This window comes from Microbulbifer maximicatervae (SeqCode) (assembly GCF_052467695.1).
Genome location: NZ_CP174320.1, coordinates 3,932,564 through 3,950,229, shown reverse-complemented (window position 1 = coordinate 3,950,229; position 17,666 = coordinate 3,932,564). Strand labels below are relative to the sequence as shown.

Annotated in this window: 16 protein-coding genes; 2 read left to right on the top strand and 14 right to left on the bottom strand. The window is 49.5% G+C overall.

Going from position 1 to position 17,666, the window contains the following annotated elements:
* Nucleotides 1-104: 104 nt before the first annotated feature.
* The 10 genes from ACJJI8_RS17375 to ACJJI8_RS17330 form a co-directional block, all read right to left on the bottom strand.
* Nucleotides 105-800, bottom strand: coding sequence for a gluconate 2-dehydrogenase subunit 3 family protein (locus ACJJI8_RS17375; RefSeq protein ID WP_413665737.1), 696 nt, complete (start codon nucleotides 798-800; stop codon nucleotides 105-107).
* A 1-nt stretch (nucleotide 801) separates the two neighbouring features.
* A complete protein-coding gene (locus ACJJI8_RS17370; protein WP_444933148.1) occupies nucleotides 802-2,598 on the bottom strand; it encodes a GMC oxidoreductase in 1,797 nt (598 codons plus the stop codon).
* Between the two features lie 251 nt (nucleotides 2,599-2,849).
* Nucleotides 2,850-3,761, bottom strand: coding sequence for a sugar phosphate isomerase/epimerase family protein (locus ACJJI8_RS17365; RefSeq protein ID WP_444933147.1), 912 nt, complete (start codon nucleotides 3,759-3,761; stop codon nucleotides 2,850-2,852).
* Nucleotides 3,758-3,976 (bottom strand): twin-arginine translocase TatA/TatE family subunit, encoded by a 219-nt coding sequence (locus ACJJI8_RS17360; protein ID WP_108733294.1) that lies wholly within the window; start codon nucleotides 3,974-3,976, stop codon nucleotides 3,758-3,760. The genes ACJJI8_RS17365 and ACJJI8_RS17360 overlap by 4 nt, the downstream gene beginning before the upstream one ends.
* Nucleotides 3,977-3,979: 3 nt before the next feature.
* Complete coding sequence (locus tag ACJJI8_RS17355; RefSeq protein WP_444933146.1) at nucleotides 3,980-4,690, bottom strand: 3-keto-disaccharide hydrolase; 711 nt, start codon at nucleotides 4,688-4,690, stop codon at nucleotides 3,980-3,982.
* Between the two features lie 70 nt (nucleotides 4,691-4,760).
* Entirely contained in the window at nucleotides 4,761-5,768 is a 1,008-nt protein-coding gene (locus ACJJI8_RS17350; RefSeq protein WP_444897240.1) for a LacI family DNA-binding transcriptional regulator, read from the bottom strand.
* A gap of 56 nt (nucleotides 5,769-5,824) precedes the next feature.
* Nucleotides 5,825-7,147, bottom strand: a complete 1,323-nt coding sequence (locus ACJJI8_RS17345; protein WP_444933145.1) for an MFS transporter — start codon at nucleotides 7,145-7,147, stop codon at nucleotides 5,825-5,827.
* A gap of 56 nt (nucleotides 7,148-7,203) precedes the next feature.
* The gene (locus tag ACJJI8_RS17340; RefSeq protein WP_444908366.1) at nucleotides 7,204-8,265 is read right to left on the bottom strand and encodes a sugar phosphate isomerase/epimerase family protein; all 1,062 of its coding nucleotides are present in this window, start codon (nucleotides 8,263-8,265) and stop codon (nucleotides 7,204-7,206) included.
* A gap of 198 nt (nucleotides 8,266-8,463) precedes the next feature.
* Nucleotides 8,464-9,633 (bottom strand): Gfo/Idh/MocA family protein, encoded by a 1,170-nt coding sequence (locus ACJJI8_RS17335; RefSeq protein WP_444933144.1) that lies wholly within the window; start codon nucleotides 9,631-9,633, stop codon nucleotides 8,464-8,466.
* Between the two features lie 253 nt (nucleotides 9,634-9,886).
* A complete protein-coding gene (locus ACJJI8_RS17330) occupies nucleotides 9,887-11,146 on the bottom strand; it encodes an FAD-dependent oxidoreductase (protein ID WP_444933143.1) in 1,260 nt (419 codons plus the stop codon).
* A gap of 217 nt (nucleotides 11,147-11,363) precedes the next feature.
* On the opposite strand from ACJJI8_RS17330, the gene ACJJI8_RS17325 reads away from it, so the two are divergent.
* Nucleotides 11,364-11,900: a lipocalin family protein gene (locus ACJJI8_RS17325; protein ID WP_413665728.1), complete on the top strand. Its 537-nt coding sequence runs from the start codon at nucleotides 11,364-11,366 to the stop codon at nucleotides 11,898-11,900.
* A 166-nt stretch (nucleotides 11,901-12,066) separates the two neighbouring features.
* Here the strand turns inward: ACJJI8_RS17325 and ACJJI8_RS17320 are convergent, their stop codons facing one another.
* From ACJJI8_RS17320 to ACJJI8_RS17305, 4 genes are all read right to left on the bottom strand, one after another.
* Nucleotides 12,067-12,624, bottom strand: a complete 558-nt coding sequence (locus ACJJI8_RS17320) for a thioredoxin family protein (RefSeq protein ID WP_444933142.1) — start codon at nucleotides 12,622-12,624, stop codon at nucleotides 12,067-12,069.
* Nucleotides 12,615-13,385 carry an SDR family oxidoreductase gene (locus ACJJI8_RS17315; RefSeq protein ID WP_444933141.1) on the bottom strand — a complete coding sequence of 257 codons (771 nt, stop codon included), beginning with the start codon at nucleotides 13,383-13,385 and terminating at the stop codon, nucleotides 12,615-12,617. The genes ACJJI8_RS17320 and ACJJI8_RS17315 overlap by 10 nt, the downstream gene beginning before the upstream one ends.
* Before the next feature lie 140 nt (nucleotides 13,386-13,525).
* Nucleotides 13,526-14,092 (bottom strand): carboxymuconolactone decarboxylase family protein, encoded by a 567-nt coding sequence (locus ACJJI8_RS17310; RefSeq protein WP_444933140.1) that lies wholly within the window; start codon nucleotides 14,090-14,092, stop codon nucleotides 13,526-13,528.
* Between the two features lie 338 nt (nucleotides 14,093-14,430).
* Nucleotides 14,431-15,012 carry a TetR/AcrR family transcriptional regulator gene (locus tag ACJJI8_RS17305; RefSeq protein ID WP_413665724.1) on the bottom strand — a complete coding sequence of 194 codons (582 nt, stop codon included), beginning with the start codon at nucleotides 15,010-15,012 and terminating at the stop codon, nucleotides 14,431-14,433.
* Nucleotides 15,013-15,557: 545 nt separating this feature from the next.
* Between ACJJI8_RS17305 and ACJJI8_RS17300 the strand changes: the two genes are divergently transcribed.
* On the top strand, nucleotides 15,558-17,657 hold the full coding sequence (locus ACJJI8_RS17300) for a carboxy terminal-processing peptidase (protein ID WP_444933139.1): 2,100 nt from the start codon (nucleotides 15,558-15,560) through the stop codon (nucleotides 17,655-17,657).
* Nucleotides 17,658-17,666 lie beyond the last annotated feature (9 nt).

The following is a 17,666-nucleotide window of genomic DNA, read 5'->3' as shown; positions in this document are numbered from 1 at the left end:
CGACATATCATTTGCCGGGCCACCGGAATATGCCCTACTCTTATCGATCCAGTTCTGTCTCGATATTTTTATATGTGCGTATAGCGCTAAAGCAAAAAGCGTCTTTAGCTATCCAAGCCAAGTCGCTTGAGGACTTCAGGGGGTGCTCCAGGGAAACTCGCCATTGGTCGGTTACCCACATAACCGATATCCGCCATACCTTCCTCGGTGGTATAGAAAGCGGTGGACACGAGAACTCGAACTTTGGCAAAGAAACGAGCACCAGCCTGGAACTCTGGCTTCGCCGTGCGAGTCCACTTGATATCCTCACAGATGGCTACTTTTTGAGGTTCATTCAGATCGACAAAGGAACCTCCAAATCTGCGCTTGGACTCACCCTCCAGCCAAACAACCCCTCCCCGAATCGTGACAAGATCTGCTTTGTTATTGGAATATGGGGCGCTGACATATTCGTTGATGTAGTGATGGGCCCCTACTGAAGAGGCACTCGGAGAAGTTTCATCCGCGGGAATAATGACGTCGCAAAGTGCTGCCAATACCGCTAACTCACCCATTTCAAGCTGCATCTCCCAAGGCACAACGGGATTAAGGAGATCCGGATCTGTCGGCGTGCCCCTGGCCAGAGTCTGCTTCGGGGCATCCAGGTTCTTTACTACCGGTTCAGCCGCGGGCACCTCCTCTTTCACTACAACTTTTTGCGCTACTTTCTCAGAACAGCCAATGACTGGAACTGCAGCAGCGGTGGTAGCAATCAAACGCAGGGCGTTGCGCCGACCCAGATTGGTTTTTTCCTCGCTCATATCAGATATTCCTCTTCTTGAACTGGTCCACGATGTAGTCGCAGGTGCGCCAGGCCAGCGCCATAATGGTCAGGGTTGGATTCTTATCAGCATTGGAGACAAAGGGTGCGCCGTCAGTAAGGAAGAGATTCGGTACTTCCCAGGACTGGCAGTAAGGATTGAGCACGGAATCATTCGGATTTGAGCCCATGCGCGCGGTGCCGACTTCGTGAATAATCGCACCGCCGTTGATAATTGCCTTGGCACCGTCGGTTTGCACGGTAGAGGTGACCTTACCGCCCATGCCTTCAATGATTTCAGCAAAGGTTTTGTGCATGTGAGCGGCCTGGTTCAATTCCTGGTCACTCCATTTCCAATGGAACTTCAACACCGGGATGCCCCATTGGTCTACCTGGTCCTTATCAATTTCACAGTAGCTGTCCTCATTGGGAATCATTTCCCCGCGACCGTCAAACCACACAAAGGAGCCGTAGTAACGCCGGCAGGCTTCTTTCAAGTCTTTGCCATAAGCGCCACTGGTAAAATCACCCATACCGCCGAAAGCACCTGCGCCCGGCATACTGCGACCACCGCCGAATTCAATGTGGTAACCACGGGCAAAATCCAAGTCACCACGTAATTGTTCCTTGTACAACCACCAGGGCATATACATGTGCATCGCCGATGCGCCGTCCTCGTTGTGGGCAGGCATACTTTCCAAAGCGGGAATCTGCCCGCCGATACCAGCTCCCACTGTATCCATCAGGTATTTCCCTACGGCACCGCTGCCATTGGCGATACCATCGGGGAATAAAGTGCTTTTGGAATTAAGGAGAATGCGCGAAGTTTCAGCTGCACTGGCTGCAACAACCACAGCGCGGGCACTGGCAAATCTTTCCTGACGGGTATCTTTATCAATATAAATAACCCCGTTTGCCTTACCTTTTTTATCAATGGTAACTTCACGCACCATGGCATCAGTAATGATATCCAGGTTGCCCGTCGCTAATGCCGGTGGCAGTAGTACAGTCGTGGACTGGAAATTCGCCTTAATTGAGCAACCGCGCCCACAGGGCGTGGCCCAAAAACAGGCTGCGCGAGATTTCATTGATTCCCGGGTGACGTCCTGAGCCAATTTATTGTTTGGGAATAATTTCTGCGGAATATTTTCGTGATCCAGACGCTCACTGAGAATAGCCAGGTGAGAGGGAATTACAGGGATCCCCAGCCTATCGCACGCTTTTTTGGCCAGAAGTTCATAGGCACGGGGCTTCGGGGGTGGCAGCAGCACTCCTTCGGAGGAGTCAGGAGTGTTTTCTAACCCCTCGTTAGTGCCATAAACACCAATGAGCATCTCGGTTTTATCGTAGTAGGGAGCGAGATCGTTGTAACTGATCGGCCAATCAAAACCGAGCCCATCCCTTGAGTAGGGTTTAAAATCATACTCACCCATTCGCAGGGAAATCCGTCCCCAATGGTTCGTACGGCCACCCAGCATACGAGCACGCCACCAGTCAAAACGGCGGCCTCTTTCTCTGGAGCCCTGAGTGTAGGGTTCGCCGGGTACCTGCCAACCTCCGTCAACCGTTGCATCATAGAAACCGAACGGCTTTTCCGGTGTGCTCCCCCCACGCAAAGGCGCATCTTTTGGGAGGTTAAACATTGGGGTTTCCTTAACCGGGTCATAGGATCTCCCCGCCTCCAGCAGTAGAACCTTTAGCCCTGCAGTGGCTAGTACATAGGCAGCCATACCGCCGCCAGCACCAGACCCAACAATCAGTGCGTCATACTCTTTCTTCTCGAAGTCATCATTCGGCATCGCCTCTCTCCTACTTCATCAATTATTTTTGTTTTACTCGTTTAATTTTAAATAACTTATAAGATAAATCTGTAACCGGTTACATTTTTTTTCAAAAATTTTTACTTATCCGTTACATCTAATGTCTAACTTATGTTTTTTTAACCAAAAAGATTAATTTTTATGAATATTTTTAACGAACCTAGAAATCCCTAAACACTTTGATCAAAAAATGAGAGTAACCGGTTACATTTTAACCAAATAATTATTACTTACTTACCATATAGCTCACCCTGTCGCGACAAGCGCAGCAAAAGCTCTTTCGTTGCTTTGATCCCCCAGTCTTCATCGCCGGCGCCTTCATACTCAATACCGATATACCCCTTATAACCCGCCTTTTGAATTATCCGCAGCATCCGGGCAAAATCCGTATTGGTCTCATTTCCCTGCTTATCAAATGAAAAGCTCTTTGCACTGATTCCGCGGGCAAAGGGCATCAACTGCTCTACTCCCAAGTAGCGGTCGTAGTCACCAAAGTTTCCAAAGTCTGGCAAACTTCCACAGTTCGGCATATCCACTGACTGTAATAACTGGGATAACCAAAGTCCGTTTGAGGAATAGCCACCGTGGTTCTCCACCACGATATTGATGCCGAAGTCCAAGGCAAACTCTGAGAGGGCTCTCAGCCCATCTCTACAAGCAGAACTAACCTCCCTGCTACTACCCTGTCCGCCAGCATTCACTCTGATAGAGTGGCAACCCAAATATTTAGCAGCTTCAACCCACTGGAAATGATTTTCTACCGTTTGTTGTCTTTCGCTAGTATTTGGGTTGCCAAGATCACCTTCTGCATCAACCATAATCAAAAGGCTTTTAACCCCGTGATCTATTGCACGCACTTTCAACGCTGAAAGAAAATTCTGATCCCTGGCCTTATCGGCAAAAAACTGATTGACATACTCTACCGCGTCAATTGCAAATGCCTTTCTTGCCTTAATGGGGAAATCCAATACCTTGAGGGCGCCACTTCGCAATTGCCGATGCAGGGACCATTGGGCCAGGGAAATTTTCACAGGGCCGCCCGGGGTATTGGTAATGATTCGTCCACTATTGCCAAACAAGGGTGCGGTAAAAGCAGCTGCAGCCAAGCCGGCACCAACCTGTAGCAAATTTCTACGCTTCATTCCCGCTCCCCAGCTTGGAGTAGATTACCAGACAAGTTACCAGGGGAATCTTCTCTAGTGCCATCCTTATCGCTTTGATGCAATGAGCGGCGGAAACCACTAATCGCTCCTCCAAGGTCTTCTCCCAGGCGGCGGATCTTGCCACTACCAAATAGTAGAACCGCTAACACAAGAACAATAAGTACCTGCCAAATACCCACGCCTGAAATACCCATGATTTACAGCTCCCGAATTCTGATATTGCGGTACCACACTTTGTCGCCGTGGTCTTGTAAAGCAATAAAGCCGCTCTCACTACGGGCAAAATCGGGGTAAGAGGAAAACTTACTGTTGGCAAGACGTGTATCCCAATCTTCAGACCAGAGTTCATAGCTGACAATCATGCTTCCATTCAGCCAATGTTCAACCCGACCATTCTCCACTCGAATACGCGTTTTATTGAATTCTCCCGCCGGCTTTACCTCATCTTCGCTGGGTGCATACAAGTCGAAGACTGATCCCGCGCTGTGGCTCAGTTTTTCCAGTTCGGGAAAAGCACTGTTATCAAGTACCTGGTATTCCATACCTGACATCCAGACTGGTGCATTGCCACCAGCTACCCGATAAATAATGCCGCTGTTGCCGCCTTCAGATATCTTCCATTCCAGTTCCAGCTCAAAATCAGAAAACTTCTCTGCAGTGACGATATCCCCTGCTCCACCAGCAGTGAGCACCAGGTTGCCATCAACGACCTGCCAGGCCTCTCCTACATGAGAGCCATTGGTACCGGTCCAACCCTGCAACGTTTTACCGTCGAATAAATGCCTCCAGTCCTTATCCGCTTGTATACCGGACTTTTCCGGCATCCGTTCACAACCCCCTAGTGTGACTAGTAGTGCTGCAGAGGCCAATATAGATGTGCAAAATTTTGTCTCAGTGAATTTTTTCATCGTTGTTATCTCCACATGAATTGGTGTTTATCTAATCAGTTCGCCGAGATGGTTTTACATCCGTACTTTATTAATCCTGATAGCGGGCAGTACTTCCCCTTGCCACTAAATCAAAGGGCAAAATAGTTCGACTCGCTTTTAACGGTTTTCCGTCAATAATGCGGCGCAAGGTTTCCATCGCATATCTGCCCAGCTTCTCTGCGGGCTGGTCAATTGTTGTCAAGGGTGGGTCCGTAAATTGCGAAAACTCAATATTATCGAAGCCCGCCACCGACACATCCGCAGGCACCTGCAAACCCATTTCCTTCGCTTGATGAACAGCGCCAATAGCCATTTCATCATTCATACAAAAAATGGCGGTAGGCGCAGAGGCTAAAGAGAGCAGTTTTTTTGCACCCTCCGCACCAGACGGCATAGTGAATTCTCCGTTTACAACCAGGTCAGAATTCAACTCGAGACCGTGCCGTTGCATCTCCTCCTCAAAACCGGCCAGGCGATCACGCACAATCGGACTATTAAGTGGGCCTGTCACTATGCCGATCCGGCGGTGACCCAGCTCGATCAAATGGCGAGCCATGGCTTGCGCCGCGCCGGAATTATCCAGTTCAACAACCGGATAGCGGTCGTCTTCAGCAATGCGCTCACACGCATTTACCATTGGAATCGACGCTGCTAAAGCTGCATCTTTCTCTGCAAATGGATAGCGGCTATCCAGTTGAATAAGCCCATCTGCCTGATTCGTCAGCGCCATTCCCGCATAGAACTGCTCATGAGCTGGTTCGCCCTTGGTATCTCCCAGTAAAACGGAGTAACCCTGGTCTTGAGCTGCCTTTTCTATCCCTCGGATGACTTTGGAAAAAAATGGATTGGCGATATTTGGAACCAGAACCATCACTGCAAATGACTTACCGGAACTAAAGTTTCTCGCCAACATATTGGGCCGATAACCGGCCTCTTCCACCGCCTTCAGCACCCGCTCCCTGGTCCGCGGAGAAACCATTTGCGGGTCTTTCAGGGCTCTGGACACGGTCGCGACGGAAACACCGGAGCGACGTGCAACTTCGCGAATATTTGACATACTTTTCCGTTACTTTGTTGTTAGTAGTCGACTATTTTCGCACAAATGGAAAACGCCTACTGGTTGCCTACTGCAGTGACACCTTGCACTTTGCTCGCAGCCTGCCTACGATCCCAAATCCAGATAAACGCAAAAATCGGCAGCAAGATAAGGGGAACCACGGCCAATGACTGGAATGATTCGATAGAGGCAGTTGCCAACACAGCATCCAGTTCATCGCCCGTTAACTTTTCAAAGGCTTCCAAACCACCGGCAGCCTCAATCTTGGCGTTGTCGAAAATTTCTCCAAGTCTCGGCAGTACGAACTGAATAGACATTCCCCCAGCAAACCCCAGCAGCCCCAAAAACAGTGCGCCACCGCGCACAAAACGCTCGGATACCGTAGCGAGCATGGTAGGCCACATATAGCAGACGCCGATGCCCCAAACTGTTGCCGCTAAGAATGCAGTTACCGGGGTTCTCGCCATTCCTAAGCAATAGAGGCCAACAGCTGCAAGTAAACTACTCAGCCACAAGAGTCCAATGGGAGAGAGTTTTTTGGCCAGCCGTCCGGCAAAGTGGCGCATTACAAACATCAACATGCTGACATAAACCAGAATGAGAATGCCCTTCATACCGACTACTCGAGAGAGCGTCAGGTCAACCCACTGCCCTGGAGCCAGCTCTGTTGCAGCGGTTAGCCACATACAGATCCATAGCACGATAAACATCGGCTGCCTGAAAACTTCTTTAAACATCTCGCCATAACTGATGCCAGAGGAAACCCGTTCAGTTACCGGGAATTCCGTTCTGGACACAAGCCACGCCATGACCACAGCCGGTAGGGCCAAAACAATCAGGTTCAACTGCCAGGGAAGTTCAAACGCAGAAATGGCTAACCCTAGTAATCCGCCCACCACAATCCCGGCAGGCCACCAGGCATGTAGTACATTTAGCCGCTGAGTTTTATTTTCAGGGTCAACCGCTGCAACCATTGGGTTACTGGCAGCCTCCACTGCCCCCCAGCCCAAACCGGTAAGTAACAGCCCCGCAAGAACCAAGTTCTCAACGCCCTCCCCGGGGGTTACTAAGGATGCTGCAATAATAAGCAGACTGCCCAACACGTAGCCTATTGATGAGAGCATTAACATCCGTTTGATACCGACCAAGTCTACCAATGCGCTGCCAAATAGCAGGGTTAGGGCAAACCCTGTAAAGGTAAATCCAAGCGCTTCTCCAACCATTGCGGTGGAGTTGGCAAGATCAATATGATCATAAATGTCCGACTGTAAGTTGCCGGCGATCGAAGCCCTCACAGCAAACCCAAGACCAATCATAAAGATTGACAGATTTCCTACCAGGAAGACGTTCCTGTGCAAAGCCTTTGTCTGTGTACTCATCTATCCAGTCTCCGCATGATTTATTGTTATTCGTTGTTCACTGGGATTGGCAAAAATTAGTCCAGCCCTAAAATCCTACGATTGCGAGCGCGATCTGTTTCAGCACCGGCAAAATCATCAAAAGCTTTGTCAGCCACGGTTATCAGGTGCTCTCGAATAAATGGTGCACCCTCGCTGGCCCCCTGCTGTTGATCCTTAATGCAACACTCCCATTCCAATACCGCCCAGCGATCGTAACCGTACTGGGTCAGTCGGCTAAAAATCCCACGAAAATCTACCTGACCATCCCCCAGGGAGCGAAAGCGACCGGGGCGGTCAATCCAGGGGGCGTAACCGCCGTATACTCCAGCCCTTCCACTCGGGTGAAACTCCGCATCTTTCACATGGAAAGCCTTGATTCGCTCGTGATAGATATCGATAAAGGCCAGGTAATCCATTTGCTGCAAAAGCAAATGGCTTGGGTCATACAAGATGTTGGCTCTAGGGTGATCTTCCACCTCGTAAAGAAACCGCTCGAAGGTCAAGCCATCATGCAGGTCTTCACCGGGGTGCAGCTCATAGCAGACATCGACCCCCGCGCTGTCAAACGCATCCAATATCGGACGCCACAAACGGGCCAGTTCGCGAAAACCTTCTTCAACCAACATCGCTGGGCGCTGGGGCCATGGATAAAAAGTGTGCCAGAGTAAAGCGCCGGAGAAAGTTGCATGAGATTTGAGCTTCAGGTTGGCACTGGCCCGAGCTGCAAGAACTAACTGATTGCTCGCCCACTCTGCACGGGCTTGCAAGTTTCCGCGTACTGCCTCTGGAGAAAAAATATCCAGCATTTCCTTATAGGCTGGGTGAGCTGCGACCAACTGCCCCTGCAAATGCGTAGACAATTCAGAAATCTGTACCCCAACCTCCTCACAGATTCCCAGTACATCATCACAGTAAGCTTGGCTTTTACTGGCCAGCTCAAGGTCGAAAATCCGCTTGTCCCAAGTGGGAACCTGGATGGCTTTGTACCCCAGGTCTGATGCCCAACGAGCCATAGATTCAAGCGAAGCTGGCTGTTCGCTCGATGGGAGAAACTGGGCGAGAAAAATTCCGGGCCCCTGAATTCTGGGTGCCTTCATTTATTGTTATCCTTTTTACTGCTGTACTTATTAATTCTGTAACCAACCCTTTCCAAGCGATTGGTTTGCACCTTTTGAGAAAACTCTTCAAAAGGTAACTGGCCGCAGGCCGACACCGGCACCTCCCTGTGCCGTACTAGCTGCCGGACGCCCACCCTGCCAGAGATACCTAAATTCTGTGAGGTTAGACCTAGCCACTCACTTCCAATAAGGCGCCAGGGAAACCCATGAGGATTTTGCGCGACTGCTCTCCAGCACACCGCGCACAAATGCCATCGCGCGAACACCTGCATCAATGTTCCCAACGGCGGGACTGTTCTTTGAAACTAACCCCTTCCGGCGGCCTCGGACTTGACCAGCAAAATCGCGATAGATATTGGCGAAGGCCTCTATATAGCCCTCCGGGTGTCCTTGAGGTGTCCGGCAGAAAGACCTGACATCTCCATCCAGATACTCACAATCCGCACCGGCTTTCCAAATCGCCACAGGCTGCCCCCTGCGCTTTACTAGCAATTGGTTTGGGGCTTCCTGCTCCCAAAACAGCGAACCGTCTTCACAGTAAACGCTGATATTCAGGTTGTTCCCCTCTCCTCCACAGACTTGACTGGCTGTAAGTGTTCCTCGGGCGCCCTGATCTAATTTAAATAGCGCTGCACCGTCATCATCCAACGCTCTTTCATCAACTACCGCTTGCACGTCTGCGCAGACTTCAGAGATATGCTGACCAGTAAAAAACTCCACCAGATGATGAGCATGGGTGCCTATATCCGCAAAGCAGCCACTTTCTCCCGAACGTGCAGGATCTGTTCGCCAACTCGCCTGCTTACTTCCCGTGGAATCACCGGCTAGTGCCAGCCACCCCTGCGGATAGGCAACGGTAACTCGTCGAATAGACCCCAACTCTCTCCTGCCCAGGATTGCTCTCGCTTGCATAACCAGAGGGTAAGCAGCATAAGTGTGGGTCAAACCATAAAGATGCCCGCTTTGCTCCACCTCCTTTTTAAGCTCAAGTGTTTCTTCCAAAGTGGAGGCGGCTGGCTTGTCGGAGAGGACATGGAATCCCGCCCGCAACGCAGCAATAGAAACGGGTAAATGGAGATGGTTGGGAGTTACTACAGATACAAATTCAACTCGATCATCAGTACTGCGACGGGATTCCTCTTGGAACATCTGTTGATAGCTTTGGTAAATCCGGTCCGGGTGAAGCCCCAGCTTGTCACCAGTTTTACGACTGCGTTCGGAATCGCTACTAAAGCAGCCGGCGACTAGCTCTATCTCACCGTCGAGAGCTGCTGCCATCCGATGGATTGCACCAATAAAAGCACCCTCTCCACCGCCAACCATGCCCATTCTTATTTTTTTAACCAAACCCCATCCCCTCGGGCCACTCAAAGAACCAGTTGAATAAACAGCCTATTTATTTTTATTTCCGTGTTTTGTAAGCGGACACGCTGTTTCCAGATCGCAGTTTTCGTAGCACTCCACCGTTTGAAACAGAATGTAACCGGTTACATTTCAATTTAAGATACAGAAAAAAAATGTCTTTGCAAGTGAAATACGCTGTTAATATCGCCTTATTGGACTCATAGACTGATGGCTCGACGCTGAAATACTAAGCAAATCACCTGATTGGCAAGCCCATTTTCTGGACAAACTCAGCCCAAGAGTGCCACTTCAGCTCGTCGCTTTGCCATTTATTACAAATAGCTTGATGACCAACTGACTGCGACAGCAAGCTACCTATCGCTTCAGGTTGAGGATGCCGAGACTTAGCTTTTGAGCGAACCCATTTCCCGGCTTCCTTTGCAGCTTCCACGGCGAGCCCCCAGTGATTCGGCCAAACCGCCAAGAAATTGGCTATATCAAAGCTGTGGATGTGGTATGGACGCGGATAGTTTAACTGCACAAGAGCATCCCCATCCGGCCCTGGAGCGTCAGTTTTCCAACCTGCGTAAACACCCCAATGGCAGCCGGCTGCCCAATCCTCAAACCCGGTCATACAATTTGCCAATCTATCCAGGGTATCCCGGATTAACGCCCTCTCTATGGGCGGGGCCACCCTCATGTCAACCACACCAGAGCGAAATCTGGGGTGCTCTGGATTGAGGGTGAGTATCCAAAGTCCCTCTCCACTTTCCAGCGGGTGATATGCCACTACCATGTCCATCAGGAAGGCTGAGATTGGAGGGGTATTAGCACCCTTAGCCAGCAACATATGTAGGGGCCGAACAACTTGGCTATCACGCACACCTTGAGCTGGCACTCCAAGACTTTCGAGTATTGCTGCATTGCCCGCCCCGCATGCTGAGAGAACCAACTGGGGTTTTATTTGGTGGGAACTACCACCGATATCGGCAGAGACCTCAGTCACGCCACCACTATCTTTGTCGAATTTTCGGATACTCCCTTTCACCAACTTCTCGCTAACAGGAGCACTAAAACGACGATAGGCTTCAGCGCCGTCAAACATGAGGTCATCAGCAAATCGAAAGCATTGATGCGATGGCAAGCTAGTTGTTACCAGTGGAGCTGGTATCGGCACCTCTTCCACTGGAATACCCGCCGCAATCCAGTTGGGCTCGACAGTATCTAAAAATTCTCGGGGAAGCGCGGCATAGAAATCTGTTATGTGGCTATCAACACCATCTCTCTCCAGTTGTGTGCGCCAAAACTGTGCGGCCTTTAAGTAAGCCTTGGCCGCACTTGGGTGTGCCGCATTCCAGCCTGAGGAGAAATAGCCATGAAAGTGTAACGACTCAGCATTGTCTAACCCCTGATCTATTGCCAGCACAGAAAAATCTGTTGATAGCTCTCGCAACAATGAAATCGCTTGAATTCCGCCCCCTAATACCAGGACGTCTACGTCTACCGTTTTAGCCATGGTCAGCCTCAAACAAATCCTATCTATCACCACTTAGCAAAGGCTGGCCTTCTGTCAACTTTTGAGACCTCAGCTCATTCACCTAGGTGACACTTTTTTGAAATTCAGATTAAACACAGAACTTGGTTAATCCGTTCCAGTTATATCCTCGTAAAGAGATTGTCGCTCAGCTATGAAGCTGGCGGCCTAAAAAACTGCGAACACAAGGAGCAAGGAAATGAAGAGCTTATTGAGAGGTATAGGAATTGTACTGTTTGCACTCAGTACCCAGGCCGTTCTGGCAGATGATGAACTGGAAACGGTTCCCTATGTCGATGTGAATCAGTATCTCGGCAAGTGGTATGAGATTGCCCGGCTACCGCAAATTTTCCAGCCGGCTTGTACTGCGGTAACAGCGGACTACGGCCTTAATGATGATGGATCTATCAGCGTTTTCAATTTTTGTCGAATCTTACACCCAAAATATGGGTTCCCGATCAGTGTTCAGGGTACTGGAGTCCCCATTGATGAGACGAACAGTAAACTCGCTATCACCTTCTTTGAGGGTAAAGCTGCCGGCGACTACTGGATACTAGAGCTAGATCCTGGCTATCAGTGGTCACTCGTTGGTGATCCGGACCGCTCCAGCCTCTACCTGTTAAGCCGCACTCCCCAGCTGGATGAAGCTATTACAGATTATCTACTAGACCTGGCAGTTACAAAGCATGGTTACAACATTGACCACATCATCATGACCCGCCAGCTTACTGAGTAAACAAGAAAGCGGGTGTCACACTTCTGGCACCCGCCACTTAACAAGCTACATTAACTTTTCATTAATTCTTTATAATCAATAGGTTAACTCATTATATTAATGTATTTTCTTATATTTTTGTGTGCTTTATGTTCGCCAGAGCATTCCCGTCAGCTAACAACCCATATCAGTTATAGTTACCACTCCATTTAATAGAGCACCCCATACTTGGCAGCTGCTTTTCCGGCCCTGCCCCAGTCTCTGCGATCAACTTCATTGCATTGACCAGCTCCCTGGTTCGGCCTGCCGGGTTTCCCATTCCCGCATCATCGATTCTGCCTCGATATTGGAGCTCTCCATCCTTATTCAGCCCGAAGAAGTCCGGTGTACATACCGCCTGGTAAGCTCTCCCTACGGACTGATCTTCATCAACCAAATAGGGGAAAGTAAACCCATGGTCTCGGGCAAACTTCGCCATATAAGGAGGACTGTCAATCTGGTAATCGCGATAATCGTTTGACATAACGGCCAGAACATTAATTCCCAGCCCTTGTAGTTCTCGCACATCCTCAGCTAAACGATTTGCAATCGCCTGAACATAGGGGCAGTGATTGCAGATAAATGCAATCAACAGCCCCTTGCTTCCCAGATGGTCCGACATTCGAAAGCTCTTGCCGTCAGGGTCTTTCAAGGTAAAGTCTGGGGCTTTCCATCCGAAATCACATACTGGTGTATCTAGTAACATTGCCCGATCCTCTCTTGGGTTCTAAGTTGGCTTTCGATCTCAAGTACGCTCTTGGCAAAGGGAGCGTAAATTTTTGCGACCTCTTGAGCCATCTCATCTGGATAAACAAAAAAATCACCCGTTGTTAGTGCCTTCATAATGCCATCGAACACGATGCTCGCTGGAGGGGCGCCCTCTCCCATGCCTGCGGAGTCGGCCACATCCGTCTTGATTGGACCAGCAATAACACTGATAACTTGAGTCCCCTGCTCCGCCCAGACTTCCCTCAAACCCTGAGTTACTGCAAAGGCAGCCGCCTTTGAGCCGGAGTAACCGGTAAATGGGAGAAAATTTTTGATGGATGCCAGTGAGTTCATTTGGACAAAGACACCCCCACCATTAGATTTCAAAACAGGGCCAAACGCTTTGGCCAGGTTTATCAGTGGGTAAACATTGCCCTCCATTTGATACTTGAAGCTTTCCACAGCATCATCGTCCAAGGGGGTCGATAGCTTCACTACGCCCGCATTTGAGACAACCAAATTAACATCACCGGCAACCTTTACAGCGCTTTGAATGGTTTCTTCACGTGAAAGATCAAATTCAATGGGGACGACCCTTTCGCCATATTTTTGGACGAGCTGCCGTACCGAGGCTAGATCGCGAACAGCGGTATACACTTTGACCGCGCCCGCATCCAACAGTCCCTCTGTAATGGCCTTGCCGATCCCCCGATTTGCCCCTGTGATTAATGCAGTGATATTGCTAGCTTGAAGAGTCATTTCGTATACCTCAGTTACTTAAGTCGAATAAATTCAAATTTCAATTCGCAACACAGTTGCGGGCTCCGCTACGAATTGTTGATGGCCACCCCAAGTCTCCTCAGTGAGGGCTGGATGGCCAATCAAGCCCAGGCCAGAAATCAGGCCACTGTCTCTCCTTCGGGAGTCCACTCATTAACTGCAAAGGCACTATCTAGGGCGGTCTCGGCAATGTGATTTGTATAATTGGACATAACTTTTAAAGCGGTACCTAGAACCACTTCCAGTACGCTCTGCTGCGTGTAGCCAGCAGCAAGGAAAGCGCTAACTTGTTCCTCTGACGGCCAGCCACGGCTTTCATTCACTACCGCAGCAAATGTACGTAATGCCTCAAGCTTTTCATCTGCAATCGGTGTGTTACTACGCAATGCTTCAATTATTTCCGCTTCAACACCGGCCATTTGGGAAATGGATGTGTGAGCAGCCATACAGTAACGACACCCGTTCAGGCGGTTGTTTGTCATTAAGATGATTTGGCGCTCTGTCTCGGAAAGATTGGTTTTATCGAAAATTCCCGCCAAGGTCGTATAACCCTCAAGTAATGCGGGGGCCTCTGACATAGTTGCGAATAGATTGGGCACAAAGCCCATCGATTTCTTAGCGCCTGCAAGAAGAGGCTGAGCAGCAACAGGAGCGGATTCAATCGTGTGAGTCTTGAAAGTAGCCATCATATTTTTCCTAACTAGATAGTTTCACTTGTTTGTAGCGATCGGTCCAAACCTGGTTAAAAAATAAGGGGAGACACCCCTGTAAACTGTATGTACCGATTGCTACAAACAATGCTAATGAGTTTGTACCGATCGGTAAAGATTATTTATATAACTATTTGCTATGCATTAATGCCTACTGAGAATGAACAGAAAAAATATGAAGCCCTATCCAATGCAAAAATTGACAGGAAGGATTAATGGAGGCCAGGAGAGGGAAATCACAGTGCAGCCCTGGCAACCGAGAGGACGGCGCCAAGGCCCTACGAAGAGCTTTCAACGCCAGAAGAAAGATCAAGTCAACGCAGCAAGTCTAATGCCTGTACCTTAATTCTGGAGAGGCTTTCCTTATTAAAAACTCCACGTGCCAACACTCGCAAGCCGACTAAAAGAGTCAGTAAACTATTGGCGCAGACTTCCGGGTCTACTCGATCAGATATCACACCTTTCTCTATCCCCAGGCGAACCTGCCTTGCAAAAAATGACTCAGTATCCCGCAAGCCCTTTTTTACAGCATCCCCAATATCGCTATCCAGGTTAGGCATATCGAGTGCGGTATTAACCAAAAAGCAGCCCTTCTTTTCCGGATCTGCAAGGCTTTGTTCAATTAGGGAGTCGAAAAGCTGACTGATAGCGCCGATAGGATCTTCCAACGACTCAAGCCGGGCCATTACGTCGCGCCGCTGCTCTCTCTCATACTTGAGTAAACTCAGGGTAAAAAGCTGCTTCTTACTGCCAAAGGCATTATAAAAGCTCCCTTTAGTCAGCCCAGTAGCTTTGAGCAGGTCGGCCAGAGAAGTCGCTTCAAAGCCTTTCTTCCAAAAAGCTTCCGTCGCTTTATCGACTGCGCTATCGACATCGAAACTTTTCTCCCACGGCATAAGCACCTCACCTCAAACAAATCTACTGGCCATGTTACCACTGTTTGGACCAAGTGGTAAAAACACGATTCGCAGATTCAGATACTGGCACTCGCCCGATATTCGCCTATTGCTCCGAAATCAAAACACCATTTTTGCGGTCACATTGATTATTGGAGCAACACTTCTAGCCGAGGAGCGCTCACTCGAATTAATAAAGTGGTAACTGGTGCAACTTCATGACCCTAAAAGCCTTCAAAGTCATCAAAGTGGTGCTGACCTATTAGTCAAAGTTCTTGTTTTTAATGCTTTTTTACAGTTGCAGTTACACAATAGTTATGATGACCATACATACTCAAGCCTTCAAAACGAGAAAAAATGCCTCAATTTCACACTCAATAGGAAAGCTATTTTGCTAAATACAGTGTTAAAGAAAAAGATCCATCTCTGATTAGAGGTATTTCATGCCCTTTGGAGCTTTCAGCCTTTATACTTGTCCTAAGCTATAGGTCGCCGAGCCATAAGGGCCGGACGCCTATGAAGTAGGACGTATAAAGAGACTCCCTATGCTTACCAATCGGATCGCCGCTTACTTTTCCGGCTTCTTGGTCATTGGCCTTCTTTCCACAAGTGTTCTGGCAGAGCCAGAGCGAATAGCCCCCGAAGAGGGTCAAGGTGGTACTGCACAAGAGATAGTCAGCAAGCTTGAAATGCTGCACTACAACAAAATCAAAATCGGCGACGAAATGTCCGAGAACTTGTGGAACGAGTATATCGATGCACTCGACCCCACTAAAAGTTACTTCCTCGCCTCTGATATCAACGAATTCCGCGCGTGGGAAGCGGAAATGGATGACCAGCTTCGCGCTGGAGATGTCACCGCTGGGTTCAGTATCTACAACCGTTTCCGCCTGCGTATGGGGGATCGGCTAGATAACATCCTGTCTCAACTAGAGAAAGGCCTGCCCGCCTATGACTTTTCTCGGGAAGAGACCCTTGAGCTGGATCGAGAGGAAAGCCAGTGGCCCAACTCGATCAGCGCAGCAGATGAACTGTGGCGCAAGCGCTTAAAGAGCAGCATCCTGAATCTTCGCCTTACCGGTAAGACCGATGAGGAAATTCAAGACCTTCTTGTGCGCCGTTACAAAGGTCAAAAGAAGCGCCTCGAGCAGCAGAAGAGCGACGACGTATTTGAGCTCTATATGAATTCACTGACTCGTCTCTACGATCCACACAGCAACTACCTGTCACCGCGCTCATTGGAAAACTTTAATATGAGCATGTCCCTCTCCTTGGAGGGTATCGGTGCTGTGCTGCAGGCAGACGAGGAATACACCAAAGTTGCTCGCCTGGTACACGGTGGTCCAGCCGATCGCACTGGCAAGATCAAGCCCAACGATAAAATCGTGGGTGTTGGCCAGGATAAAGAAGGCGAAATGGTCGATGTAGTGGGCTGGCGCCTGGATGATGTTGTCGACTTGATTCGCGGCAAGGCCGGTACCTATGTTCGCCTGGAAACCATCCCCACTGGTGGTGACGGCACTCATAAGACTATCTTGATCAAGCGCAGCAAAGTGAAGCTTGAAGATCAGGCGGCCAAGAAGGCAGTGTTTGAATTCTCTGACGGCAGCAAGAATTACAAGATCGGTGTGATTAACCTGCCGACCTTCTATATCGACTTTGATGCCTATCGCCGCCGCGACCCCAACTATAAGAGCACCACGCGAGACGTTGCCCGTCTGCTGAGTGAACTTAAAGAGGAGAAGGTTGACGGTATTATTCTGGATCTTCGCAACAACGGCGGTGGTTCACTGCAAGAAGCCACCATGCTCACAGACCTGTTTATTGATCAGGGCCCTGTTGTGCAGATCCGTCATGCCAACGAGCAGATTTCCCGCCACAATCGCTCGCGCTCCCGCGCCATGTACCGCGGGCCGCTGATGGTATTGATTAATCGCTTATCCGCCTCTGCATCCGAGATTTTTGCCGGTGCAATCCAGGATTACAACCGCGGCCTGGTAGTGGGCAACCAATCCTTTGGTAAGGGTACTGTGCAAACTATGGCTCCCCTGAAGGAGGGCCAGTTGAAAATTACCCAGTCCAAGTTCTACCGGGTTTCCGGAGACAGCACACAGCACGCGGGTGTGAAGCCGGACATCGATATGCCACAGTTGATTGATGCCGAAAATGTCGGTGAAAGTGCTTACGATACTGCCCTGCCCTGGGACCGTATCCACGCTGTGCCTCATGCGAAGTATTTCAACTTGAAGATGCTGATCCCGAACTTGATCACCAAGCACAACAAGCGCACGGAAACAGATCCAGATTTTGTTTTCCTGCGCGATCAGTTCAAGTTCGACGCCGAGCGGGCTGACAAGAAGTATGTCTCTCTCAACGAATCAACTAGAGAGAATGAGCGCAAGTCCGTTAATCAGCGATTGCTGGATATGGAAAACCGTCGCCGCAAAGCTAAAGGCCTTGAACCCTACGAGAACTTTGAGGCATACGAAGAAAGCGAATCTGAAGAGGTGGCTAACATTGGTGGTCCTGTAGAGATCAAGTTGGAAAAAGATCCAATTTTGAATGAAGCGGGCTATATAATGGCGGACTTTATCGGCCTGGCCGATAAGGCCAGCAAGGCCCCGCCCCAAGTTGCCAACTTCTAAATACTGATA